This window comes from Streptomyces sp. Go-475, from assembly GCF_003330845.1.
In the GTDB taxonomy this organism is placed as follows: Bacteria; Actinomycetota; Actinomycetes; order Streptomycetales; family Streptomycetaceae; genus Streptomyces.
Genome location: NZ_CP026121.1, coordinates 2537674 through 2562038, shown reverse-complemented (window position 1 = coordinate 2562038; position 24365 = coordinate 2537674). Strand labels below are relative to the sequence as shown.

19 protein-coding genes and 1 pseudogene are annotated in these 24365 nt (G+C 70.1%); 7 read left to right on the top strand and 13 right to left on the bottom strand.

What is annotated here, in order from left to right:
• Nucleotides 1–51: 51 nt before the first annotated feature.
• Nucleotides 52–1566: an alpha-N-arabinofuranosidase gene (locus tag C1703_RS11755; protein WP_114252110.1), complete on the top strand. Its 1515-nt coding sequence runs from the start codon at nt 52–54 to the stop codon at nt 1564–1566.
• Nucleotides 1567–1577: 11 nt separating this feature from the next.
• Here the strand turns inward: C1703_RS11755 and C1703_RS11750 are convergent, their stop codons facing one another.
• Both C1703_RS11750 and C1703_RS11745 read right to left on the bottom strand, forming a co-directional pair.
• Complete coding sequence (locus C1703_RS11750; protein WP_114252109.1) at nt 1578–2678, bottom strand: hypothetical protein; 1101 nt, start codon at nt 2676–2678, stop codon at nt 1578–1580.
• Nucleotides 2679–2769: 91 nt separating this feature from the next.
• Entirely contained in the window at nt 2770–5739 is a 2970-nt protein-coding gene (locus tag C1703_RS11745) for a beta-galactosidase (protein WP_114252108.1), read from the bottom strand.
• A 288-nt stretch (nt 5740–6027) separates the two neighbouring features.
• On the opposite strand from C1703_RS11745, the gene C1703_RS11740 reads away from it, so the two are divergent.
• Entirely contained in the window at nt 6028–6681 is a 654-nt protein-coding gene (locus C1703_RS11740) for a DUF4360 domain-containing protein (protein WP_114252107.1), read from the top strand.
• A 158-nt stretch (nt 6682–6839) separates the two neighbouring features.
• Here C1703_RS11740 and C1703_RS11735 read toward each other — a convergent pair whose 3' ends face one another.
• Entirely contained in the window at nt 6840–7676 is an 837-nt protein-coding gene (locus C1703_RS11735) for an alpha/beta hydrolase (protein ID WP_232840750.1), read from the bottom strand.
• A gap of 192 nt (nt 7677–7868) precedes the next feature.
• Here C1703_RS11735 and C1703_RS11730 point away from each other — a divergent pair, with 192 nt between their 5' ends.
• The gene (locus C1703_RS11730; RefSeq protein WP_114252105.1) at nt 7869–8420 is read left to right on the top strand and encodes a YciI family protein; all 552 of its coding nucleotides are present in this window, start codon (nt 7869–7871) and stop codon (nt 8418–8420) included.
• 64 nt (nt 8421–8484) lie between these two features.
• On the top strand, nt 8485–9324 hold the full coding sequence (locus tag C1703_RS11725) for an arginase family protein (RefSeq protein ID WP_114252104.1): 840 nt from the start codon (nt 8485–8487) through the stop codon (nt 9322–9324).
• Between the two features lie 25 nt (nt 9325–9349).
• On the opposite strand, the gene C1703_RS11720 is transcribed toward C1703_RS11725, so the two are convergent.
• Both C1703_RS11720 and C1703_RS11715 read right to left on the bottom strand, forming a co-directional pair.
• Nucleotides 9350–9532 carry a DUF397 domain-containing protein gene (locus C1703_RS11720; protein ID WP_114252103.1) on the bottom strand — a complete coding sequence of 61 codons (183 nt, stop codon included), beginning with the start codon at nt 9530–9532 and terminating at the stop codon, nt 9350–9352.
• Complete coding sequence (locus tag C1703_RS11715) at nt 9529–10371, bottom strand: helix-turn-helix transcriptional regulator (protein ID WP_114252102.1); 843 nt, start codon at nt 10369–10371, stop codon at nt 9529–9531. Before C1703_RS11715 ends, C1703_RS11720 begins: the two co-directional genes overlap by 4 nt.
• Before the next feature lie 130 nt (nt 10372–10501).
• On the opposite strand from C1703_RS11715, the gene C1703_RS11710 reads away from it, so the two are divergent.
• From C1703_RS11710 to C1703_RS11700, 3 genes are all read left to right on the top strand, one after another.
• Complete coding sequence (locus C1703_RS11710; RefSeq protein WP_114252101.1) at nt 10502–11008, top strand: ATP-binding protein; 507 nt, start codon at nt 10502–10504, stop codon at nt 11006–11008.
• Nucleotides 11009–11102: 94 nt separating this feature from the next.
• A complete protein-coding gene (locus tag C1703_RS11705; protein WP_114252100.1) occupies nt 11103–12098 on the top strand; it encodes an arabinan endo-1,5-alpha-L-arabinosidase in 996 nt (331 codons plus the stop codon).
• Nucleotides 12080–13516: a family 43 glycosylhydrolase gene (locus tag C1703_RS11700; RefSeq protein ID WP_114252099.1), complete on the top strand. Its 1437-nt coding sequence runs from the start codon at nt 12080–12082 to the stop codon at nt 13514–13516. The genes C1703_RS11705 and C1703_RS11700 overlap by 19 nt, the downstream gene beginning before the upstream one ends.
• A gap of 90 nt (nt 13517–13606) precedes the next feature.
• Here C1703_RS11700 and C1703_RS39630 read toward each other — a convergent pair.
• The 8 genes and pseudogenes from C1703_RS39630 to C1703_RS11655 all read right to left on the bottom strand — a co-directional run bounded on the left by C1703_RS39630 (nt 13607) and on the right by C1703_RS11655 (nt 24353).
• Nucleotides 13607–15536, bottom strand: a pseudogene (locus C1703_RS39630) (histidinol-phosphate transaminase).
• Nucleotides 15537–15711: 175 nt separating this feature from the next.
• Nucleotides 15712–16860: an aldose epimerase family protein gene (locus tag C1703_RS11685; RefSeq protein WP_114252098.1), complete on the bottom strand. Its 1149-nt coding sequence runs from the start codon at nt 16858–16860 to the stop codon at nt 15712–15714.
• Between the two features lie 72 nt (nt 16861–16932).
• Entirely contained in the window at nt 16933–18177 is a 1245-nt protein-coding gene (mmsB, locus tag C1703_RS11680; RefSeq protein ID WP_114252097.1) for a multiple monosaccharide ABC transporter permease, read from the bottom strand.
• Nucleotides 18174–19724, bottom strand: coding sequence for a multiple monosaccharide ABC transporter ATP-binding protein (gene mmsA, locus C1703_RS11675; RefSeq protein ID WP_114252096.1), 1551 nt, complete (start codon nt 19722–19724; stop codon nt 18174–18176). The genes mmsB and mmsA overlap by 4 nt, the downstream gene beginning before the upstream one ends.
• A 47-nt stretch (nt 19725–19771) precedes the next feature.
• On the bottom strand, nt 19772–20893 hold the full coding sequence (gene chvE, locus C1703_RS11670) for a multiple monosaccharide ABC transporter substrate-binding protein (RefSeq protein ID WP_114252095.1): 1122 nt from the start codon (nt 20891–20893) through the stop codon (nt 19772–19774).
• 131 nt (nt 20894–21024) lie between these two features.
• A complete protein-coding gene (locus tag C1703_RS11665; RefSeq protein WP_114252094.1) occupies nt 21025–21993 on the bottom strand; it encodes a hypothetical protein in 969 nt (322 codons plus the stop codon).
• Nucleotides 21994–22123: 130 nt separating this feature from the next.
• Nucleotides 22124–23128, bottom strand: a complete 1005-nt coding sequence (locus C1703_RS11660; protein ID WP_114252093.1) for an alcohol dehydrogenase catalytic domain-containing protein — start codon at nt 23126–23128, stop codon at nt 22124–22126.
• Between the two features lie 61 nt (nt 23129–23189).
• Nucleotides 23190–24353 carry a mandelate racemase/muconate lactonizing enzyme family protein gene (locus C1703_RS11655; protein WP_114252092.1) on the bottom strand — a complete coding sequence of 388 codons (1164 nt, stop codon included), beginning with the start codon at nt 24351–24353 and terminating at the stop codon, nt 23190–23192.
• Nucleotides 24354–24365: the final 12 nt, after the last annotated feature.

The following is a 24365-nucleotide window of genomic DNA, read 5'->3' as shown; positions in this document are numbered from 1 at the left end:
GCGAGCAACCACGAACCACCCGCAGACGAAACGGAACCTCGAAAGGCAAGCATGCACACGGCCCGCTTCACCCTCGACCCCGCCTTCACGATCGGCGAAGTGAACCCCCGCCTCTTCGGCAGCTTCGTAGAACACCTCGGGCGCTGCGTCTACACCGGCGTCTTCGAACCGGACCACCCCACGGCCGACGACAAGGGCCTCCGCCAGGACGTCCTCGACCTCGTCAGGGAACTCGGCGTCACCGCCGTCCGCTACCCCGGCGGCAACTTCGTCTCCGGCTACAAGTGGGAGGACTCGGTCGGCCCCGCCGAGGACCGCCCCCGCCGCCTCGACCTGGCCTGGCACTCGACGGAGTCCAACCGCTTCGGCCTGTCCGAGTACATCGACTTCCTCCGCAAGATCGGCCCCCAGGCCGAGCCGATGATGGCCGTCAACCTCGGCACCCGCGGCGTCGCCGAGGCCCTGGAACTCCAGGAGTACGCCAACCACCCCGAGGGCACCGCCCTGTCCGACCTGCGCGTCTCCCACGGCGACAAGGACCCCTTCGGCATCCGCCTGTGGTGCCTCGGCAACGAGATGGACGGCCCCTGGCAGACCGGCCACAAGACGGCCGAGGAGTACGGCCGCCTCGCCGCCGAGACGGCCCGGGCCATGCGCCAGCAGGACCCCGGCGTCGAACTCGTCGCCTGCGGCTCCTCCAGCCAGTCCATGCCGACCTTCGCCGCGTGGGAGGCGACCGTCCTGGAGGAGACGTACGACCTCGTCGACTACATCTCCCTGCACGCCTACTACTGGCCCGAGGACGGCGACGTCGACTCCTTCCTCGCCTCCGCCGTCGACATGGAGTCCTTCATCGACAACGTCGTCGCGACCGCCGACCACGTGGGCGCGCGACTCAAGTCGAAGAAGAAGATCAACCTCTCCTTCGACGAGTGGAACGTCTGGTACCTGCCCGAGTGGGAGGCCCGCGCCAAGACCTTCGAGCAGCACGACTGGCCGGAGGCGCCGCGCCTGCTGGAGGACAACTACAGCGTCACCGACGCCGTCGTCTTCGGCTCGCTCCTCATCGCCCTGCTCCGGCACGCCGACCGCGTCACCGTCGCCTGCCTCGCCCAGCTCGTCAACGTCATCGCCCCGATCATGACCGAACCGGGCGGCCCGGCCTGGCGGCAGACCACGTTCTTCCCCTTCGCACAGGCCTCCGAGTACGGCCGCGGCCAGGTCCTCGACGTCCGCGTGGAATCGCCGACGTACGAGACGAAGAAGTACGGCGAGACCGACCTGCTGCACGCCACCGCCGTGCGCGCCGAGGACGGCACGGTCACCGTCTTCGCCGTCAACCGCAGCCGCACCGAGTCGCTGCCCCTGGAGGTCGCGCTGAACGGGCTCGACCTGTCGTCGGTCGTCGAGCACAGCGCCCTCGCGGACGCCGACCCCGACGCCCGCAACACCCTCGACGACCCCGAGCGGGTGGCCCCGCACGCGGTCGACGGCACGACTCTCCAGGACGGCACGCTGAGCGCCGTCCTGGAGCCGCTGTCCTGGAACGTGATCCGGCTGGCGTGACCGGCGCCCGGTCAGCGTTCGATGCGGGGCCGGGCGGTCTCGGACGGCGAGGACGAGGTCGTCCCCACCGCCCAGTAGCCGTCCGAACCCGGCACCTTCGCCAGGGTGTTCATGACGACGGGGGTCGTGGCCACCGGCCCCCGCTCGCTCACCCAGGCCGTGCCGTCCCAGCGCAGGTAGTGGGCCCGGGTCTGGTCCCAGAAGTCCCACCCGGCGATCCGGTCGGGCCGGCCCTGCGCGTCGCCCACGATGCCGGACAGCATGCCGACGCCGAACGGTGCCTTGACGTGCTCCCAGGAGGCGCCGTCGCCGTGCAGCAGCCGGACGCCCGGAGGCTTGCCGGGCGGGCCGCCGATGCCGTAGTCGTAACCCGTCAGCCAGATGTCGTCGCGGGCGACCGGGAGCAGCCCGGTGAAGCCGGCGCGGATGCCGCCGGGTGACGGCAGCACGGTCCACGCCGCTCCGTCCCAGCGGGCGACGAGCGCGGTGTCGTAGACCCAGATGTCGCCGCAGAGCGAGCGGTGGATGCCGTACGGCGGGGTGGTGGTCGCGGCCGGGGGTGCCTCCAGCCAGGTCCACTTGCCCCGGTGGCCGTGCAGCAGCACCGAGCCGTCGCTGTTCCGGCCGGAGACCCAGACGTGGCCCCGGGGGCCGGTCGTGACGGCGGCCAGGGTGGTCTCGGCCGTCCCGCGCCCGGGGTAGTCGGTCTCCTGCCAGGCCCGTCCGTCCCAGGCGAGGAGGTGTGCGGTGCCGGAGGTGTCGGCGCCGACGGCCCACGCGGCCCCGTCGGACGCGGCGGCGACGGAGGCCAGGTAACCGTTGAAGCCGGGGCTCGTGCGCTGCCAGGCGGTGCCGTCCCAGACGAGGGCCAGCGCCTTTCCCCGGATGCTGCCGCTGCGGCCCTCCTCGCCCACGGCCCAGGCGAGGCCGGGCCCCGAGGCGGCCACGGCCCGCAACTGCGCCGCGGGGGCGGCCGCCGGGGCCGGGACGGCCTGCCACTCGCGGGCCTCACCCAGGGGACGTGGGGCCGCCCAGGCCGTCCCGCCCCGCGCCGAGACGAGCCCGGCCCCGGCCACCGCGCCTAACCCACTGATGAAACGCCGTCTTCGCACGAGGTTCCCCTCCCTGTCGAAAAGCCCTGAAGGGCCCACACGGTGAACCAGCGTCCCGGAGAAGGCAAGGCACGGGTACGGCTCGATCCGGTCACACCGGCTTGACGGGCACCCCTCCGGCCGCCGCGCCCAGCAGCGTCAGCCGCACGTCCCTCGGCCCCGACGGTGTGGTCCCGTCGGACAGCACCGCCAGGGCCAGTGTGTTGGCACCACGTGTGCGCAGGATCCCGTTCGGCAGCACGAACGTGTGCTGCGGGCCTACGTCGTTGATGTACTGCCCCATGTTCCAGCCGTTGAGGAAGAGCTGGACGCGGTAGGCCCGGTCCGGGGCGTCGTCGAGGACGAGTCCGACGGAGGCGTCCACGCCCGGGTCCACGTCCAGCCGGAAGCCCGTGCGGTACCAGGTGACGCCCTGCCTCCGCCCGGCCCGGAGGGAGTCGGTCTCCGCCCAGTCCGCGTCGTCGTGCTCCGGCAGGTGCCAGCCCTCGCGCTCCCCGTACAGCCCGCCGTTGTTCATCGGCCCGCGCACGGGGTCGGGCGCGGACGCGCCCTGGATCCGCCACGTCACCTCGGGGGAGGCGCCCTCGAAGGCGACGGCGGTCAGACCGCGCGCGGCCTTGTGCGTGTCGAGCGCCCCGCCGTCCATGTCGTGCTGCATCGGCCGCACGAGCACGGACAGCACATGCCGCTCCCGGCGCTCCTCCCGGAACCTCTTCCGCAGCTTCTTCGGCAGCCCGAAGGTGGCCTTCGCGGTCCACGTCCCCTGTCGCGCCCGGTCCTTGTCCGGCACCGGCATGCGGTGCGTGCCCAGCGGCTCGCCGTCCAGCCAGGCCATCAGCAGGCCCTGCGTGCCCGTGCTGTAGGAGAGGGAGACGGACTCGACGGCGCTGTCGTCCGTCCACTCGCCCCGGTACCAGACGTCGCCGTAGTGGAAGCCGTAGTCGTCGGCGAAGAGGACGGGCTGCCCGTCGGGCACGGGCGTGGTGCTGAAGGTCGTCGTCCTGTCGGCCGTCGTCCAGTCCGAGTCGTCGAAGTCGGGTGCGGCCTCCGGGTTCTCGGTCCGCCGCCGCCAGCCGCGCAGGGCGGGCAGGGCCGGCCGGGTCACGCCGGGCAGCGGCTTCAGCGCCAGCAGGCTGCCGGAGGCGCTGATCCGGCAGGGCACCGGGCGGCCGTTCCAGGTGACATGGGTGATCCCGCGCGGCCCCCACACCTCCAGGCCGGTCTCGCCGATGGTGTCGCCGGTGAGGTGGACGGTGGATCCGCGCAGCCCGGCCGAGCGCAGCAGGGCCGGGCCGTAGACGAGGAGCGGGCCGGACGGCGTCTCGTAGGGCCACAGCCGCAGGGCGGTCGCGTCGTCGGCGAACAGCACCAGCATCGGCGTGTCCACGCCGTCGCCCTCGACCCGCACCCGGCTCAGCCCGCCCGCGCCGAGCGGAGCCGTGATGTTCAGCTTGCCGAGGTTGTACGCCCAGGCGGGCTCCGCGTCCAGCCGCATGGGCGTCGGCTCGTCCGCGCACTCCAGCACGACCTGCGCCATCTCGCCCCGGCGGCCCGCGAAGACGGCGATGTCCTGCCGTCCGGCCGTCAGGCTCACCATGGGCTGCACGGTGGAGTGCACCAGCGTCCGCTTCCCGAGCTTCAGCCCGGCGGCGAGCAGCTTGGCGTCCCGCGCCGGGACGGTGACCGGCACGTCGATCCCTGCGTCGGGCAGCGTCGTGGAGACCGCCTCGCCGGAGTCGTTGCGCAGGACGTAGACATGGGCGCCGGTGTCCGGGTTGGCCAGGTGGTAGACCTTGACCCGCTCGTCGGCGGCGCGCACGTCCCTCGCCCGGTTCAGCTTGGCGAGGTCGGGCACGTGCCGCAGCAACTGCCCGATCTGGTGCATCGGGGCGAGCTTCGGGGTGGCGTTGCGGGCCTCGTCGAAGGCGGCCCCGTAGTCGTACGAGGTGTACACGGCCGGCGCGGGCAGCCAGCCCCAGGAGGTGCCGCCGAACGTCATGTAGACGTTGTGCAGGGTGATGCCGTTGGCGAGGTTGGTGAGGTAGAAGCGCCGTTCGTACGCCGCGTCCCGGGTCCGGCGCGCCTCGGCGTACCCCTTGCCGTCGAACCAGGACCCGCCCCACGGGTCGAACCAGCCCCCGCCGAACTCCGGCACGAACCCGGGCGTGCGCGGACTGGCCGTGGCCCCGCCCTTCGCGCCGCCGGGCCCGAAGTGCCCCCAGTCGGGCGGCACCCGGTCCGGCTCCGGATATCCGTCGAACCCGTACAGCCAGCGCCCCTTCTCGCCGCCGGTGCGGAACGACCCGGGCGCCCAGTACCCGTTGCGCCCCTTGTCGTTGTGGAACAGCGGTACGTCGATGCCGTCGGCGCGGACCTTCTCGTACAGGTACGACATGTAGGCACGCCCGGTCGGGTCGTCGGCGTGGGCGTCGTACTCGTTCTCGATCTGGTACAGCAGGACCGTGCCCGTGCCCCGCGTGAACAGCCGTTTGGCGACGATGGCGTTGACGGCGGTCAGCCACTCGTCGACGTACCGCAGATACGTCGGGTCGGAGGTGCGGGCCCGGCCCTCGGTGGCGGTCAGCCAGCCGGGGAAGCCGCCCGCGTCGACCTCGGCGTTGATGTACGGGCCGGGCCGCAGGATCACGTACAGGCCGGTCTCGGCGGCCGTGCGCAGGAACAGGTCGAGGTCGCGCACCCCGGTGAAGTCGTAGCGGCCGGGCGCGGGGGAGTGGTAGTTCCAGGCGACGTACACGCTCACCGCGTTGTAGCCGTGCGCCCGCATCTTCTCCAGCACGTCCCGCCACAGCGACGGGCTCGGCAGCCGGAAGGGGTGCAGCTCGCCCGACCAGAGCACCAGACGCCGGCCGTCGACCAGCAGGGAGTACCGGTCGAAGCCGATCGTGTGCCGCCGGCCGTCCGCGCCCGGCACCGGAGGCGGCGGGCCCGTGGGCGCGGTCCGTGCCGGGTTGGCGGAGGTCGGCGACCCGCTGCCGGTCAGCGCGAAGCCGAGCGCCGCCGTGCCGGCGAGAGCGTGGAAGGTACGCCTGCTGAGCTCCAAGGGAGCGCCTCCTGTTGTGCTGCATGCCGTAGTGAAAGGCACCTTATGCGCCCGGGGACACCGCTCGCCCGGCGGGCGGGGCCGCTGTGAATCACCGGTGGTGTGAATGGCCGGAGACCGACCTGGCCGACCCCCGCTCCGCTGCGTACGATGCGACCGCTCCCGGCCTTCACAGCTCCTCCATGGAATGGTCACAGGTCGGGGGTGCATGCGCTGTCGTCTTGACATGCCCATGCCTATCGAGATCCACCCTCACTGATCCACCCCCCACGAACGGATGGGAGAACCATGGCCGGTGGCCTGCTCCTGAGCGGCGCGATCGCCGCACTGCTCACCAGCGCACTTCCCGCGCAATCCCCGTCCTCCGGGTTCGTCGACCCGCCCCCGGACAAGATCGTCATCAAGGTCGCCACCGTGAACGGCTCCGGCTGCCCCCAGGGCACCGCGGCGGTCGCCGTCTCCGAGGACAACACGGCCTTCACGGTGACCTACAGCGACTACCTCGCCCAGGCCGGCGGGGGCTCCGACCCCACCGCGTTCCGCAGGAACTGCCAGCTCAGCCTGATCGTCCACGTGCCCCAGGGCTTCACGTACGCCATCGCCAGCGCCGACTACCGCGGCTTCGCCTCCCTCCAGCGCGGCGCGAGCGGCTCCCAGCGGGCCTCGTACTACTTCCAGGGCTCGCCGAGCACGGTGACCAGGAACCACCCCTTCAACGGCCCCTACAACGACAACTGGCAGGCCACGGACGAGACGGACTGGGCCCAACTCGTCTACGCGCCCTGCGGAGTGCAGCGCAACTTCAACATCAACACGGAGCTGCGGGTCAACGCCGGTACGCAGGTGGCCGACAAGGTCAGCTTCATGACGATGGACTCGACGGACGGGGACATCAGCACCGTGTACCACATGGCGTGGAAGGAGTGCCCGAAGAAGTCCTGACGGGGTGAGGGGCGGCCCGCCGACCGGGACCGGCGGGCCGCCCCTCAGCCGCCGCGTCCCCTACCGGCCCCGGCCGGAGCCGTCCCGGCCGGGAGGCCGCCGACCATGGGCGAGCGCGCACACCGAGGGTCGGAGCGGGAGTCGGCCTCTGTCAGCGGTCAGGCCGTGAGTGCCGTGCGCAGGGTGGTGGCCATCAGGTCGATGGCTTCCTTCCCGGCCGGTACCGGGCCGGTGTGGGTGAAGTAGTGGTCGACGCCCTCGAAGCAACGGTGGGTGACCGGCACGCCGGCGGCTTCCAGGGCCTTGGCGTACGCGTCGCCCTCGTCGCGCAGGCGGTCGTGCTCCGCGGTGATGACCAGGGCGGGCGGCAGCCCGGCGAGGTCGTCGGCCAGTCCGGGCGACACCAGCGGATGGGCGAGGTCGGCGGGATCAGGGACGTAGGCGGCGGTGAAGACCCGCATGAGCTGAGGGGTGAGCAGGGGCTTGGCGATGGGTGACTGCTTGGTGGCCGGGTCGGCGAGTTGGTCGAGCGGTGCCGAGTCGATGATCTGGAGGCGGGGTGTGAAGGTGCCGCGGTCCCGAGCGGTGCGGCAGACCGCGGCGGCCAGGTTGGCCCCGGCGCTGTGTCCGCCCACGGCGAGTCGCGAACCGTCCCAGTTGTTGGCGGCGCCGTTCTCGGCCACCCAGGCGGTGACGTCGTACGCCTGGGTGACGGGGGCGGGGTACGGCCACCGCGGGGCGACGGCGTAGTCCACGTTGATCACCACGCAGTCGGCCGTGGCGGCTATGTAGCGGCAGATGTGGTCGTCCTGCTGGGGGCGGGCGATCACGAACCCGCCGCCGTGGAAGTTGACGTACACGGGGGCTGGGGCCGCGGCGGCGGCCGGCGGGCGGTAGACGGTGCACGTCACCGGTCCGGCGCCGGTCTCCACCCGGATGGATTCCGTGCGCTTCGGGATGTCGGTGAAGCGCAGATCCTTGTGCACGCGGCTCATCATTGGGCCGAGCAGCAGCTGAACCCCTCTGGCCTGGATTCTGGGCCTGAATGACATGGCTGGCACCCATCGCTACAAACTTAAAGTATCAGGATTCCTGATAATGGAGGCTCGTCGCTGATCACGCAAGGGGCAGCCAGGACGGGGTGCCGGTGGACCACTTGGCCGAGGCATGGGGAAAGATCCTCAGCCATGGAGTTCTTCTGTTACCACCGTGACCGGCCCGGTTCCCTGGCGCTGCGAAGGCAGTTGGGCGAGGCACACTGGGCCTACATGGACCGGTACGAGGCGGAGTTGATCGCCCGGGGGCCGACCTTTGCCGCGGACGGGGAGACGCCCACCGGCAGTGTCCACATCGTCGACCTGCCGGATGCCACAGCCGCCCGTGCGTTCGCCTTCGACGAGCCCAACTACCAGGCGGGCGTGTACCGGGACGTGCTGCTGCGGCGGTGGCGGAACCTGCTGGGGCGGACCATGTGGGAGTTTCCCGGTGGGCGGACGGACGGGCAGCGGTACCTCGTGCTCGGGTTCGGCTCGGGAGACGGCGTCGACCTCGATGTGCCGGATGCCGTGCGGGACGAACTGATCGCGTACGGGCCGCTGCTGTCCGACGACGGTGCCGTGTGGGTGGGTACGGCGGCACTGGTGCGGGCCGCGGATGCGGAGGCGGCCCGTGCGGTGCTGACCTCGGGGCAGTACGCCGAGGTCGAGGTGCATGACTGGGAGTTCGGCGGGCGGCGGTGAGGAACCGAACGGCGTGTCCCCACCACTCATAGGCTGTGTTGATCACCGTGGAGAGGAGATCCCCGTGTCCGGTCTGGTCGTACTTGAGGTGGCCCAGTGGCAGGGATCGGGGGCGGCGACCGCCGGCCGGTTGCGCGGTGGGGCTGCCCGGCTGGCCGAGCTGATGCCCGCAGGCCGGCGGTGTGCGGTCGGGCTCGACAGTGGCGTCGGGCACGCGCGGGGCGGCGTACGGAACGCCGACGTGCTGGAACGGCACCTGCACGCCGTGCGCGAGGCACTGGCCGAGGTTCCGGCGGGCGACACCGTCGTGACCGTCGGCGGCGACTGCGGGGTCGATCTCGCCCCCGTCGAGACCGCGCTCTCCGTGTTCGGCGACCGGCTGGCACTGGTGTGGTTCGACGCGCACGCAGACCTCAACACCCCGGAGTCGTCGCCCTCCGGCGCCTTCCACGGCATGGTGCTGCGCGCACTCATCGGCGACGGACCTCAGGGCCTGCGCCCCGTGCGGACCCTGTCGGCCGACCGCGTGGTGCTGGCGGGGGCCCGGTCCCTGGACCCGGGCGAGCGGGACCTCGTCGAGCGCCGCGGCATCCGGCACGTCGGTGTCGAGCAGCTGACCGAACCGGGGCCGCTCCTGGCCGCCGTGCGCGCGACCGGTGCCGAAGCGGTGTACGTCCACATCGACCTCGACGTCCTCGACCCGCGGGTCTTCCCGGCCGTCGGCACCCCGGAACCCGGGGGTATCGACGTCGACGACCTGCTGGGGGCGGTGCGGGCGCTGACGCAGGAGTCCACCCTCGCCGGTCTCGCGCTGACCGAGTACGAGCGGGGCGAGGACACCGGTCAGGAAGAGGCCGTACTGCGGCGGATCGTGGACGCGCTGTTCGGGACCGCCCGGGGCTGAGCAGCGAAGCGGGCGGTCCCGGCGGTTACTTGGTGGCGTGGGTGAGGAAGGCGGACCAGGCGGTGCGGGAGAGGTGGAGTTGGGGGCCTTGGCGGTTCTTCGAGTCCCGGATGCGGATCGTTTCCGGGCAGGTAGCGACCTCCAGGCAATCGCCCGAACCGCTGCTGCTGTAGCTCGACTTGAACCACGTCAGTTCGCTGGTGCTCATAGGTCTCCTCGCAAGCGCTGCAACAGGCTCACGGAGTCTGGGAGGGAGAGAGCCTGTGCACGCATCCTGGCATACCTCCTTTGGAGCACGCTGACTACTTTCCGGTCGCTGATGAGCTGCCCGTTCTGCTGTCCTTCCAGGTAGGAGAACCAATGGTTCTCCGGCGTCTCCAGTAACTGCAGAGGGCCGTGCAGCCCCGCATGAGACTCCCGCATCAACGGCATGACCTGGATCTCCACGTTCCGCAACTCCGCGATCCCCAGGACGTGGTCGATGAGATCCCGTGTGACCCGCGTCCCGCCCGTGCGCCGTAGGAAGAGATGCTCCTCGAGAATGAAGCTGAACGCGGTGTTCGGGCGCTCCTGCAACAGCCTTTGCCGCTCTGCACGTGCTGCCCACTGGGCCTCGATCTGCTCGTCGCACAGCGGGGGCAGCTCGTCGATGAACAACTGGCGTGCGTACGCCTCTGTCTGCAAGAGGCCTGGGACCATGCGGCACTCGTAGGTGTACAGGGTGATCGCCACCTGCTCCAGTTGAGCCCACCGCCGGAACCACGCCGCCAGCCCCGGCTGCCGCTCCAAGCGTCCCGCTGCCTTCTGGAGGACGCCGGTCATCCCGAGGGCCTCTTCCGCCCGGGCCACGAACGTGGCATCCGGCATCCGCCGCCCCAACTCCACCGAAGCCACCGTATGTTTGGAGAACCGCACCAGCTCCCCGAACTCCTCCCGGCTCAGCCCCGCGTGTTCGCGCAAGCCCTGGACCACCGCTCCGAACGTCCGCAGACTGTCGGACGACTCCGGCTCGCCGTTCGTGTTCGTCCCCACCGCGCCATCGACCACCGTCGGTCACCTCCCGCACGAATCGTCACGGGTAGTCACCGGTACTGTCCAGTCCGTCACCGCGTACGCTGCCGCAGCGTACGCGGCGTCGGCCTGGAGAATCACCCTTCCCAGCCGCCAGATTGGGCGCATGACGTCACAGTCCGCCTCCCGAAGCCCGGTTACCGTACGTGTGTTCAGGCAGCGTTTCAGCTCCACCCCGCGCGGTGCCCGTCTCGCCCGCCACCTCACGCTGAACCAGCTGCACAGCTGGGGCATCCCCTACGGGACGGACGTCTCCGAAGCGGTCGGCGCGATCGTGGCCGAGCTGGCGGCCAACGCCGTGACGCACGGGCGCGTGCCCGGCCGGGACTTCGAACTGCGGCTGGCGCTCCTCACGGGCGGCGTCCGGGTGGAGGTCGCCGACACCCGCAGCGGGCCGCCGCGTCCGCCCGCTCCGGGGGCCGTGCGGCCGCTCCGGCCCCTCGATGAGCACGGGCGGGGGTTCGTCCTGGTCGACGCGCTCGCCGACCGGTGGGAGGTGCTCGACCGGGAGCCCCTGGGCAAGACCGTCCGTGCCGAGGTCGATGTGCCGGGGTGGCTGGCCGTGTCCTCCCGCGACCCGGCGCCCGGCGACAGGTGCTGCGCGGACCATTGACGCGCAAGGTGTTCGATTCTACGGTCCGTTCGAACTTGCGATCGCTGTTCGAGATGTCGCACGGCGTATTGCCCCCACCGCAAGGAGGACCCGCATGAGCCGCAGTCCCCGCACGCCCCGCCCGCTCCGCAGGCGAACCGCCCTGCTCGCCCTCCCCACCGCGGCCCTGCTCGCCCTGATCCCGAGCACGGCGTCGGCGTACCCCAACCCCGGCCGCGTCACCGGCGACGTCGTCACCCACGACCCGTCGATGATCCGCACGTCGTCCGGCCAGTACCTGCTCTACGCCACCGGCGGCGGCATCGCCAACAAGACCAGCAGTGACCGCACCGCCTTCAGAAACGGCGCCGACGCCTTCTCCAGCCGGCCGAGCTGGTGGCGGAACTACTCGTCCGTCCCGGAGGCCTGGGCGCCGGACATCTCGTACCAGGGCGGCAAGTACCTGATGTACTACTCCGTCTCGAAGTTCGGCTCGAACACGTCCGCCATCGGCCTCGCGACCTCCAGCACCGGCCAGCCGGGCAGCTGGACCGACCAGGGGACCGTCTACACCTCGAACTCCTCCAGCGACTTCAACGCCATCGACCCGAACCTCTTCGTCGACGACGACGGCAAGTGGTGGCTGTCGTTCGGCAGTTGGTGGACCGGGATCAAGATGATCCAGATCAACCCGTCCACCGGGAAGCAGCTCAGCTCGAACACCACCCGGTACTCGCTCGCCTCCCGGCCGACCGGGACCAAGGCCGTCGAGGCGCCCTTCATCGTCAAGAGGAACGGCTACTACTACCTCTTCGCCTCGTACGACACCTGCTGCAACGGGACCAGCTCGACGTACAAGGTCAAGGTCGGGCGGGCGTCCAGCATCACCGGGCCCTACCGCGACAAGAACGGCGTCGACCTGATGAACAACGGCGGCACACCCGTCCTCGAATCGCACGGCAGCGTCATCGGCCCGGGTGGCCAGTCGATCCTGAAGGACGCCGACGGCGACCTGATCGTCTACCACTACTACGACGGCAACGCCAACGGCACGCCCAAGCTCGGCATCAACCTCCTGAACTGGAGCAGCGGATGGCCCGTCGCCTACTGACCCTGCTGGCGGTCCTGCTGCTCGCGGTCGGGCTCGGCCAGCCCTCCGCGAGCGCCGCCTCCTTCACGAACCCGGTCAAGTCCGTCAAGGGCGCCGACCCCTGGATCTCGTACCACGACGGCAACTACTACCTGGTGACGACGAGTTGGACCGACGTCATCACCATCCGCAAGTCCGCCACCCTGGCCGGGCTCGCCACCGCGCCCAGCGTGCAGGTCTGGAAGGGCGACGCCGCCTCCCGCTGCTGCAACATCTGGGCGCCCGAGCTGCACTTCCTCAACGGCCGCTGGTACCTGTACTACGTGGCCGGGCAGAACGTGTCCGACTACAACCCGACGCAGCGCAGCCACGTGCTGGAGAGCGCCGGCGCCGACCCCATGGGGCCGTACACCTACAAGGGACAGCTCAGCAACGTGTGGATGCTGGACCCGAGCGTGCTGAACGTGAACGGCCGGCTGTACATGCTGGGCAGCGCCGTCACGGGCGGGACGCAGAACCTCGTCATCGCCCCGATGTCCAACCCGTACACCGTCAGCGGCGCCTACTCGACGATCTCGACACCGACGTACGCCTGGGAACGCCAGGGCGGCACGGTCAACGAAGGCGCGGAGGTACTCCAGCGCAACGGCCGCACGTTCCTCATCTACTCGGCGAGCGGCTGCTGGACGCCCGACTACAAGCTGGGCCAACTGGAACTGACCGGTTCCAACCCGCTCTCCGCCTCCTCCTGGACGAAGAAGTCCACGCCCGTCTTCCAGCGCAGCGACGCCAACGGGGTGTACGGGCCCGGCCACAACGGCTTCTTCACCTCACCGGACGGCCGGGAGAACTGGATCGTCTACCACGCCAACGACAGCGCGAGCGAGGGCTGCGACAACGGCCGTACGACCCGCGCCCAGAAGTTCACCTGGAACTCCGACGGCACGCCGAACTTCGGCACTCCCGTGCGGCTGGGAGCCTCCCTCCCCGGACCTTCCGGAGAGCCGGCCGCCGCCTCGACGACCTACACCGTCACCAACCGCAACAGCGGCAAGTGCCTTGACGTGGCGGATGGTTCATCGGCCGACGGGGCCAACGTCGCGCAGTACACCTGCAACGGCAACACCAACCAGCGCTGGCGCCTGGAGGACCTCGGCGACGACACCCACCGCCTGGTCAACGTCGCCACCGGCAAGGTCCTCGACACCGCCGACTGCTCGGCCGCCGACGGTGCCGATCTGCGTCAGTGGGCCTGGCTGAACAACACCTGCCAGCGGTTCCAGTTCGTGGCGACCGACGGTGGCTATGTCCGCATCGTCAACAAGGCCACGGGCAAGGTGGCCGACGTCGCCGACTGCTCGACGGCGGACAGCGCGGACGTACGCCAGTGGGCGTGGCTCAACAACGCCTGCCAGCAATGGAAACTGACGGCGATATAGCAGACCAGGGGCGCGGGGAACTGCGTGAACCACCACGACACCCCCCGCGCCCGCCCCACCCACAGAAACCGCTGCGGCGAGAAGGCGCTGTCACCCGGTCGCCGCGTTGGGCCAGCTCTGCGCGGCGGGCCACCCCGTGGCCGGGGCCGGTGACAGCCCGTTGGTCCCCCGCACCTGCGCGGCCGTCAGACCACCCCGCGCCGGAACACCGGGCGGCGTCGGCCCGGTGAACGGCGCGGGGGCCGGCGCCGGAGCAGGGACCGGCGCCGGGGCCTGGGCCACGGGGGCCAGGGGCGGTGCGGGCGCGGCCATCGGCTGGGGAGCCGCCGGCTGCGGCACCTGCCGGGGCACCTGCGGCTGAGGCATCTGCGGCTGAGGCATCGGCTGCGACTGCGGCAACTGCGCCGCGGCCGGCATCGGCATCCCACCGCCCGCACCCGCCGGAACGGCGGACGCGGCGGCGGGGAGCGGCATGCCGATGCCGGCGGCCGGGGCGGGGCCGCAGGGGCGGGCGCAGGCGGGGCGAGCCCCGGGCCCGCACCCATGCCCCCGGGCGCAGGCGCGGGGCGAGCCAGGGCCCGCGCCCATACCCGCAGCCGCCGGCGCCGGGCCAGCCCAGGGCCCGCACCCATACCCGCGGCCGCAGGCGCGAGGGCCGCCCAGGGCCGCCGGTGGTCGCTGCCGCCGGCGCGGGGGCGAGGCCCGGGCCGCCGAGGCCCGTACTCGCGGCGGCCGGAGCCGCGGCGGGCCCCGGCCCCCCGGCGGCGGCCCCCGCCCCCATGGCCTGCGCCGCAAGCCCCCGCATTCCCGACCCGTTCGTCTCGCTCACCAGCCGGTCCACTGCCGCCGTACCCGAGCTGTAGCTGGTCCCGTTGCCCAGCTCGGGTACGGCGGCTCCCCTCCTGGACGTCCCGTAGAGCACCTGTTCCAGGCCGGACACCAGGCGACGCACGTCCACCTGGGGGCGCACCACGAGCCGCAGGAAGCGGCTGGACGAACCGATCTTGTTGCCGCACTCGCGGACCAGGATCCGGTGCTCGGTGAGCATCCGGTCCCGCACCACGGTGCCCTCGGCGCCCACGGGGAGGCGCACGAAGAGGAAGTTGCCCTGCGACGGGTAGACCGTCAGCCCGGGCAGCGCGGAGAGCTGCGAGGCCATGTCGAGGCGGTCGCGGCGCACCTGCTGGAGGCTCTGCGCGTACTCGGCGCCGTGCTCCTTGAGCATGAAGACGACGTGTTCGGCGAAGGAGTTGAGGTTCCACTTCGGGAGCATCGAGCGCACGCGGCCGGCGAGGGCCGGGTTGGCGACGAGGTAGCCGAAGCGGATGCCGTGCAGGCCGAAGTTCTTGCCGAGGCTGCGCAGGACGATGACGTTGGGCCGCAGCATCGCCTCCTGGACGACGGACGGCTCGGCCTCGGCGTCCGCGAACTCCAGGAACGACTCGTCGATGACGACGAGGTCCAGGTCGGCCATGGCGTCCATGAACTGCACGATGGCGTGCTTGTGCAGGAAGCCGCCGTCGGGGTTGTTCGGGTTGCAGATCACCGCCACCCGCGTCCCTCTGGCGCGGATGAACTCGGCGTACTGCGCGAGGTCGAGGGCGAAGCCGCTGGACTCCTGGAGCGGGAACATGTCGACCCGCTTGCCGGTCTCCATCGGCTGGTCGGTCCAGCGGCCGAAGGTGGGGACGGGGACGGCGAGGGACTCGCGGACGAGCAGGTGGTCGATCCAGGTGATGAGCTCGGTGGAGCCGTTGCCCATGGCCACGCACTGCGGCGGGAGCTGGAGCAGGCTGCACAGCTCGGCCGTGATGGTGTCGGCGCTGCTCGGGTAGTACGTGATGATGTCGCGCAGCCTGCCCGCCATGTCGTCGAACATGGCCGGGGTGGGGAAGTACGGGTTGCAGGGAATACAGAAGTCCACGGGGCCGGCTCCCTCGCCGCCCTCGCGTGTCAGAGCCGCCATCGACGGGCTGTGGGCCGCGGTACTGCGGAACAGCGACGTGACGTTGTCGGCCATGGAACCTCCGTATGAGGCGGGTCCGTTGGGGACGGCCGGACCCGACGTTCAAGGGCGGCCCGCGCGGGGGAGCGCGGGCCGCCCTTGGATACGGAGGCCACAGTGACACCGTTCAACCGTCGGGAAACCGGTCAGGAGACGTGTGTCACCTGTGAAGGGTTGTCACTGGCCGGCGTCAGCAGCCGAACGAGTGGATCGTCGTCGTGCGGTACGTCTGGCCGGGGCGCAGCACCGTCGACGGGAACGACGGCTTGTTCGGCGAGTCCGGGAAGTGCTGCGTCTCCAGGCACAGCGCGTCGCCCTGCCGGTAGATGCGGTCGGACGGGCCGGTGAGCGTGCCGTCGAGGAAGTTGCCGGAGTAGAACTGCAGGCCCGGCTCGTTCGTGGCGATCTTCATCGTGCGGCCGGAGGCGGGGTCGCGCAGGGTGGCGACGTGCTCGGGCCGGGCGGTGATGCCCTTGTCGAGGACCCAGTTGTGGTCGAAGCCCTTGGCGGTGACCAGCTGCGGGTGGGAGACGCGGATGTCCCGGCCGATCGGCTTGGCCTTGCGGAAGTCGAAGGGGGTGCCCGCGACCTTGGCCAGCTCGCCCGTGGGGATCAGGCCCGAGTCGGTGGGCGTGTAGCGGGAGGCGGCGATGTGCAGCTCGTGGTCCTCGATGGTGCCGCTGCCCTCGCCGGCCAGGTTCCAGTAGACGTGGCTGGTGAGGTTGACGACGGTGGCCTTGTCGGTGGTGGCCTCGTAGTCGATGCGCCAGTCGCCGTGCTTGGTGAGGGTGTACGTGACCTTCGTCTTGAGGGTGCCGGGGTAGCCCATCTCCCCGTCGACGCTGGTGTAGTACAGGTACAGGCCGACATCGGAGCCCTTCACGAACGGCTCGATGTCCCAGACGCGCTTGTCGAAGCCCTTGGCGCCGCCGTGCAGGCTCTGCTCGCCGTCGTTGACGGACAGCTGGTAGGCCTTGCCGTCCAGCGTGAACTTGCCCTTGCCTATGCGGTTGCCGTACCGGCCGATCAGGGCGCCGAAGTACGGGCTCTTGGCGACGTAGTCCTCGATGTTGTCGAAGCCCGCGGAGACGTTGGCGTAGCGGCCGCGGCGGTCGGGGATCTCCAGGGACTGGACGATGCCGCCGTAGGAGAGGACCTTCAGGCGGGTGCCGCCGTTCTCCAGCGACCAGCTGTAGATCTTGGTGCCGTCGGCGAGCTTGCCGAAGAGCGTCTTCACCGGCTTCCTGCCTCCCGTGGCGTGCGCCGTGCCGCCGAGCGTGGTGGCGGCCATGCCCGCCGCCGCTGCTCCCGCGATGACCGTGCGTCTGTTCAGTTCCATGTGCGGCTCCACCTCATTGGGAAACTGCTGGGAAAGAGCCGGGCCCCGCCTTCCGGCGGGGCCCGGTCCGATTTACGAACCGACCTTGCGCTTGTTCCACACGTCGAACCCGACCGCCGCCAGCAGCACCAGGCCCTTGATGACCTGCTGCCAGTCGGTGCCGATGCCGACGAGGTTCATACCGTTGTTCAGCACGCCCAGGACCAGGCCACCGATGATCGCGCCGAGGACGGTGCCGACACCGCCGCTCATCGACGCGCCGCCGATGAACGAGGCCGCGATCGCCTCCAGCTCGAAGTTGAGGCCGGCCTTGGGAGAGGCCGCGTTGAAGCGGGCGGCGAAGACCAGACCCGCCAGGGCCGCGAGCATGCCCATGTTCAGGAAGACCAGGAAGGTGACCTTCTTGTCCTTCACGCCCGACAGCTTGGCCGCCGGGAGGTTGCCGCCGATCGCGTAGATGTGGCGGCCGATGATCGCGTTGCGCATCACGTAGCCGAAGCCGACGAGCAGCACGCCCAGGATGAGCAGCACGATCGGGGCGCCCTTGTAGCTGGCCAGCAGCATGGTCAGCGTCAGCACGGCGGCGCCGATCGCGACCAGCTTCAGCAGGAACAGCTTGGTGGGCGGGACGTCCAGGTTGAACTCCTGCTGCCGCTTGCGGTCACGGACCTCCTGGAAGATCACGAAGGCGATCATCGCGAAGCCCAGCAGCAGGGTGAGGTTGTGGTAGTTGGTCTCCGGTCCGACCTCCGGCAGGAAGCCGTTGGCGACCTTCTGCAGCCCCTCCGGGAACGGGCCGAGGGTCTGGCCCTCCAGGAAGATCTCCGTCAGACCGCGGAAGATCAGCATGCCCGCCAGGGTCACGATGAACGACGGTATGCCGCCGTAGGCGATGAAGAACCCCTGGATGGCACCCGCGGCCGCGCCCACGGCCAGGCACAGCACCACGGCGAGGGGCCAGGGCATGTCTTGTTTGACCATGAACACGGCGGCCATCGAGCCGACGAACGCCGTCAGCGAGCCGACCGACAGGTCGATGTGGCCCGCGATGATGACCAGCATCATGCCGATCGCGAGGATCAGGATGTAGCTGTTCTGCAGCACCAGGTTGGAGACGTTGCGCGGCAGCAGCAGGTCGCCGTCGGTCCACACGGCGAACAGGACCACGATCAGGCCCAGCGCGATCAGCATGCCGTACTGCCGCATGTTGCGGCGCAAGCCGTCCAGCACCAGCTGCAACAGTCCGTCGCCGGTGGCCGCCCCTCCCTTGCCGGGCGGCGCGGGGGCCGGCGTCTTGGCGGTCACGTCCGTGCTCATCGGGATACCTCTTTGTCCTTCGTCATCTGACGCATCAGCGATTCCTGGGAGGCCTCGGCCCTCGAGAACTCACCCGTCAGCCGTCCCGCGGCCATCGTGTAGATGCGGTCGCACATGCCGAGCAGCTCGGGCAGCTCGGAGGAGATGAAGACGACCGCCTTGCCCTGGGCGGCCAGCTGGTCGATGACCGTGTAGATCTCGTACTTGGCGCCGACGTCGATACCGCGCGTCGGCTCGTCCAGGATCAGCACGTCCGGACCCGAGAAGATCCACTTGCTGAGGACGACCTTCTGCTGGTTGCCGCCGGACAGCTTGCCCACCGGCTCGAAGACGGTCGGCGCCTTGATGTTCATGGACTTGCGGAAGCTCTCGGCGACCTGCCGCTCCTCGTGCTCGTCGACCACACCGTGCTTGGCGACCTTGCCCAGGGCGGTCAGCGAGATGTTGCGGTTGATGGTGTCAATGAGGTTCAGGCCGTAGTGCTTGCGGTCCTCGGTGACGTAGGCGATGCCGTGCTTGACCGCCTCGGGGACGGTCTTGGTGCGGATCTCCGTGCCGTCCTTGAGGACCGTGCCGCCCGCGTACCGGCCGTACGTCCGTCCGAAGACGCTCATGGCGAGTTCGGTGCGGCCGGCGCCCATCAGCCCGGCGATGCCGACGATCTCCCCCCGCCGCACGTGCAGCGACACGTCGTCGCACACCTTGCGCTGCTGGTCGATCGGGTGGTGCACCGTCCAGTTGCGGATCTCCAGGGCGGGCGCGACGCCCTCCTCGGGCTCGTGCGGCGACCGCTCCGGGAAGCGGTTCTCCAGGTCGCGGCCCACCATGCCGCTGATGATCCGGTCCTCGGTGGTCTCCGGGGCCTTCACATCGAGGGTCTCGATGGTCTGGCCGTCGCGGAGGATCGTCACCGAGTCGGCGACCTTGCGGATCTCGTTGAGCTTGTGGGAGATGATGATCGAGGTGATGCCCTGCTTCTTCAACTCCAGGATCAGATCCAGGAGTTTGCCGCTGTCCTCGTCGTTCAGGGCGGCGGTCGGCTCATCCAGGATGAGCAGCTTCACCTTCTTCGACAGGGCCTTGGCGATCTCCACGAGCTGCTGCTTGCCCACGCCGATGTCGGCGACGCGGGTGTCCGGGTGGTCGGACAGGCCGACCCGGCGCAGCAGTTCGCTGGCGTGGCGCAGGGTCTCGGTCCAGCTGATGATCCCGCGCGTGGCGTGCTCGTTGCCGAGGAAGATGTTCTCCGCGAGGGAGAGGTAGGGCACCAGGGCCAGCTCCTGGTGGATGATCACGATGCCGCGCTCTTCGCTGGCCCGGATGTCCTTGAACTGGCAGACCTCCCCCTCGAAGAGGATGTCTCCCTCGTAGGTGCCGTGCGGGTGGACGCCGGAGAGGACCTTCATGAGGGTCGACTTGCCGGCGCCGTTCTCCCCACAGATGGCGTGGACCTCGCCTTGCCGAACGGTCAGCGTGACGTTCGACAGCGCCTTGACGCCGGGAAAGGTCTTGACGATCGAGCGCATTTCCAGGACGGGTCCCGCCATGGTCGTGCCTTCCAATCAGTGGTGAATCGTCGGTCGGTTGGCGGCGGTTACTTCAGGTCGCTTTCCTTGATGTAGCCGGAGTCGACGACCGTCTTCTGGTAGTTCGACTTGTCGACGGCCACCGGCTCCAGCAGGTACGCCGGGACGACCTTCGCCCCGTTGTCGTAGGTCTTGGTGTCGTTGACCTCGGGCTTCTTGTCGTTGAGCAGGGCGTCGACCATGTTGGAGGCCACCTTCGCGAGTTCGCGGGTGTCCTTGTAGACCGTCATCGACTGCTGGTTCGCGATGATCGACTTCACCGAGGCGACCTCGGCGTCCTGGCCGGTGACGACCGGCAGCGGCTTGCTCTTGGAGCCGTAGTCGTCGGACTTCAGCGCCGAGAGGATGCCGATGGAGATGCCGTCGTAGGGCGAGAGGACCGCGTCGACGCGCTCGGTCTTGTAGGCCGAGGTCAGGATGTCGTCCATGCGCTTCTGGGCGGTGCCGCCGTCCCAGCGCAGGGTCGTGACCTGGTTGAGCTTGGTCTGGCCGGAGCGGACGACGAGCTGCTTCTTGTCGATGTAGGGCTGCAGGACGTTCATCGCGCCCTGGAAGAAGTAGCGGGTGTTGTTGTCGTCGTTGGAGCCGGCGAACAGCTCGATGTTGAACGGGCCCTTCTTGGAGCCGTCCTTCAGGCCGAGCTTCTCGACGATGTAGGTGCCCTGGAGCTCGCCGACCTTCTCGTTGTCGAAGGAGGCGTAGTAGTCGACGTTCGGCGTGCCGAGGATCAGGCGGTCGTAGGAGATGACCGGGATGTTCGCGTCCTTGGCCTGCTGGAGCACGTTGTTCATCGACTTGTTGTCGATGGCCGCGACGATCAGCGCCTTCACACCCTGGGTGATCAGGTTCTCGATCTGTGAGACCTGCTGGTCCGGGTCGTCCTCGCCGTAGACCAGCTGGGTCTTGTAGCCCTTGGACTCCAGGTCCTTCTTGACGTTGTTGCCGTCGGCGATCCAGCGCTCGGAGGACTTGGTCGGCATCGCGATGCCGATGGTGCCGCCCTTGGCGCTGTCCCCGCTCTCCTCGCTGCCGCCCTTGCTGTCCTGCCCGCAGGCGGACAGGGTGAGGGCGAGGGACGCGGCTCCGGCTATGGCGGCGAGGGCGGCTCTGCGGTTACGCATGATCATCATCCTTGATCTGTGTGCAGGGCTCGGTCTGGGGCGCGAAGTCGCTCCGGGGGGTCGGGCCGGAAAGACCGAGAAGAGATGTGTCGGATTGTGGTCGGCTGTGTCTTCTTTTGTGAAGGCGAGTAGCCGGAACGTTATGACGAGGTCTCGAACCGTTGCAGATCGCCGGGCAGTCGCGAACCGAGCGGCGCCATGTCGCCGTCCGCTCCGTGACGGGCCAGGAGATCCAGGGCGAGCCGGCCGCGCCGCACGCGCTCCTTGGCGGTGGCGAGGGTCAGCTCCCGCATGTGGTGCCCGTAGGGGTAGATCCCGGGCGCCTTGGACAGGCCGAACTTCAGGTAGAGCGGTGCGCCGCGCCGGATCAGCTCGGCGACCTCGTACATCCGGACGTAGCCGCCGAGGTCGTCGGGGGCCTCGATGTACATGTCCATGGGAGCGCCGGACACCCGGCGGATCTCGGTGAGGTGATCGAGCGTCAGATCGCTCGGCACGTTCACCGAGTCGGCGCCGAGCCGCTCGTACACCGCGTACGCCGCCGGGTTGACGGGGCCGATGAGCGCGCTCACCTTGAGCGTGGTGTCGGCCGGGATGATGCCGGCCGCGCGGGCGCGGTGCAGCGTCCACAGCACGCCCTCGTCGGCGACGAGGAGGCACTTGACGCCCAACTCCGTGGCTCTGACGGCGTCTTCGACACAGCCGGCGACGGCGTCGTGGCCCCGGGCGCGCAGTCCGGCCCCCCGCGAGTCGGTGCGCGTGGAGCCGCCGATGTCCCAGGTGCCGCGCGGGCCGGTGAACAGGCAGAGCTCGATGTCGCGTTCGGCCGTCGCCTCCACCATCTCGGTGATCTCGGCGTCGGTCAGCATCCACACGCCGCTGCCCTGGCTGATCCGGTGGATCGGCACGTCCAGTCGCGAGGCCTCCTTCAGGACCACCGCCAGTGCCTCGGGGCCCTCGCACGAGGGGATCTCGGTGCGCCAGCGACCGCCGCCGGGGAAGGAGTGCGGCGAGGCGTCGGCGGGGTCGAGGGCGGGCGCGTTCAGGCCGAGTGTGGTGAGCGCCTGCTCACCGGGCCTGCGGGCTGCCGTGGTGGAAGCGTCGGTCACAGGAAAGTCCTTCGGTTCGATATTTCGGACGAGGTTCGCGGCTCGGGGTGGAGCTGGGCCCGGACAGGGGGCGCGGCTTGGGTGTACGCCGGTACGGGAGCCGTCAGGTTGCCCCCGTACCGGCGTACGTCTAGGGGTGGAGCAGCACCTTGCCCACCTTCGGATCGCCTGCTCCCACCAGGTCGATGGCCTGCGAGAACTCGGCGAGCGGCAGCTCGTGCGTCACCAGCGGCAGCGGGTCGAGCAGACCGGCGGCGAACACCCGCACCGTGTGCGCCCAGGCGTCCGGCGGAGCACCGAAGACGGTGTGCACCTCCAGCTGCCGTACGACGAGGTCGGTCGGGTCGAGACCGTCGGCACCCGGGGCCGGGATCCCGGTCAGGACCAGCCGGCCGCCGCGCCGGAGCAGGGCGGCGGAGATCCGCGCGGCATCCGCGGACCCGGCCGTCTCGATCACCACGTCGAAATCGTCCGGGAGGTCCTGGTCCTTCGTCCGGAAGTCCGTCGCGCCGTACTGCCGCGACAGCGCCTCACGGTCCCGGCGGGTGCCGACGACCAGCAGCTCGGCCGGCGAGTTCGCCTTCAGGAACTGCACGGCGAACATGCCGAGCGTCCCCGTGCCGACCACGGCGACCCGCTCGCCCGGCTGGGCGTTCCCCTTCAGCGCCGCCGCCGCGATGCAGGCGGCGGGCTCCAGCAGGGCCGCGGCGGTGAGGTCGCAGTCGTCCGGGAGGGCGTGCAGCAGACGCGCCGGGAGGGTCAGCGTGGCCGCCATCGCGCCCGGCTGGGTGAACCCGGTCTCCTCGTACCCGGCCGTGCACAGGGTCGTCTCGCCCGCGTGGCAGCGGTCGCAGACCTGGCAGTTGCGGAAGCCCTCACCGACGACCTTGCGGCCGACGAGGGACTCGGGGACACCGGCGCCCACCGCCTCCACCGTCCCGGACCACTCGTGGCCCGGGGTGAGCGGGTAGCGCACGTAACCCTCGGGGCGGTTGCCCTGGTAGACCTCGCGGTCGCTGCCGCAGATCCCGGAGGCGTGGACGCGCACCAGGGCCTCGCCGGCCTCGGGCCGCCGTGGCTCGTGCGGGACGAGACGGTGCTCGCCCGGGGCGTCGATGACTACCGCGGTGCTCACGTCGCTCCTACGGTTTTCGAAGGTTTCGGATGCCGGCTGAGGGTTTCCGGGCCCCGGAGGGTCACTGGGTGCCCTTGGGCTTGCGCTGCTCCCAGCCTTCCGCCCACAGGTCGAAGCGGGCCTGCTGCTGCGGGAACTCCGCGGCGGCGTCGACGTCCAGCTCCACGCCGAGGCCCGGGGCGTCGGAGAGGTGGAAGCAGCCGTCCTCCGGGTTCACCTGCGGGGCGCCCTTGACGACCTTCTTGATCTCCGCGTCCGCGAAGTCGTTGAAGTGCTCAAGGATCTTGAAGTTCGGCGAGGTGAAGCCGACCTGGAGGCTCGCGGCGGTCAGCACCGAGCCGCCCACGTTGTGCGGGGCCACCAGCATGTAGTGGGTCTCGGCGGTCGCGGCGAGCTTCCGGGTCTCCCAGATACCACCGATATGGCCGACGTCCGGCTGGATGATGTCCACGGCCTGGCTCTCGAACAGCTCGCGGAACTCGATCCGGTCGTGGATGCGCTCACCCGTGGCGACCGGCATGTCGACCTTCGCCGCGACCTTCTCCAGCGCCTTGAGGTTCTCCGGCGGGACCGGCTCCTCCAGCCACGCCGGCTTGAACGGCGCCAGCTCCTTGGCCAGGCGCACGGCCGTGGCGGGGGAGAAGCGGCCGTGCATCTCCAGCATCAGCTCGGCCTCGGGGCCGATGGCGTCCCGGACCGCCTCGATCAGGGAGACGGCGTACAGGGTCTGCTCGTGGTCCAGCTCGAAGTGGCCGGTGCCGAAGGGGTCGATCTTCAGCGCCCGGTAGCCGCGCTCCATGACCCCCTGGGCGGCCTTGTGGTACGCCTCCGGGGTGCGCTCGGTGGTGTACCAGCCGTTGGCGTACGCCTTGACCTTGTCGGTGACCTTGCCGCCCAGCAGCTGCCAGACGGGGACGCCGAGGGCCTTGCCCTTGATGTCCCAGCAGGCCATCTCGATCACGGCGATGCCCGACATCACGATCTCGCCCGCACGGCCGTAGTCGCCGTACTTCATCCGCTTGACGAGGTCCTCGACAGCGAACGGGTCGGATCCGAGAATGTGGTTGACCTCGGCCTCTTTCAGGTAACCGAGCAGGGCGTCGGTGTGTCCCAGCATCCGGGTCTCGCCGACTCCGGTGATCCCCTCGTCGGTGTGCACCTGGACGTACGTCAGGTTGCGCCACGGCGTCCCGACCACGTGTGTGCTGATTCCGGTGATGCGCACGGCGGTAGTCCC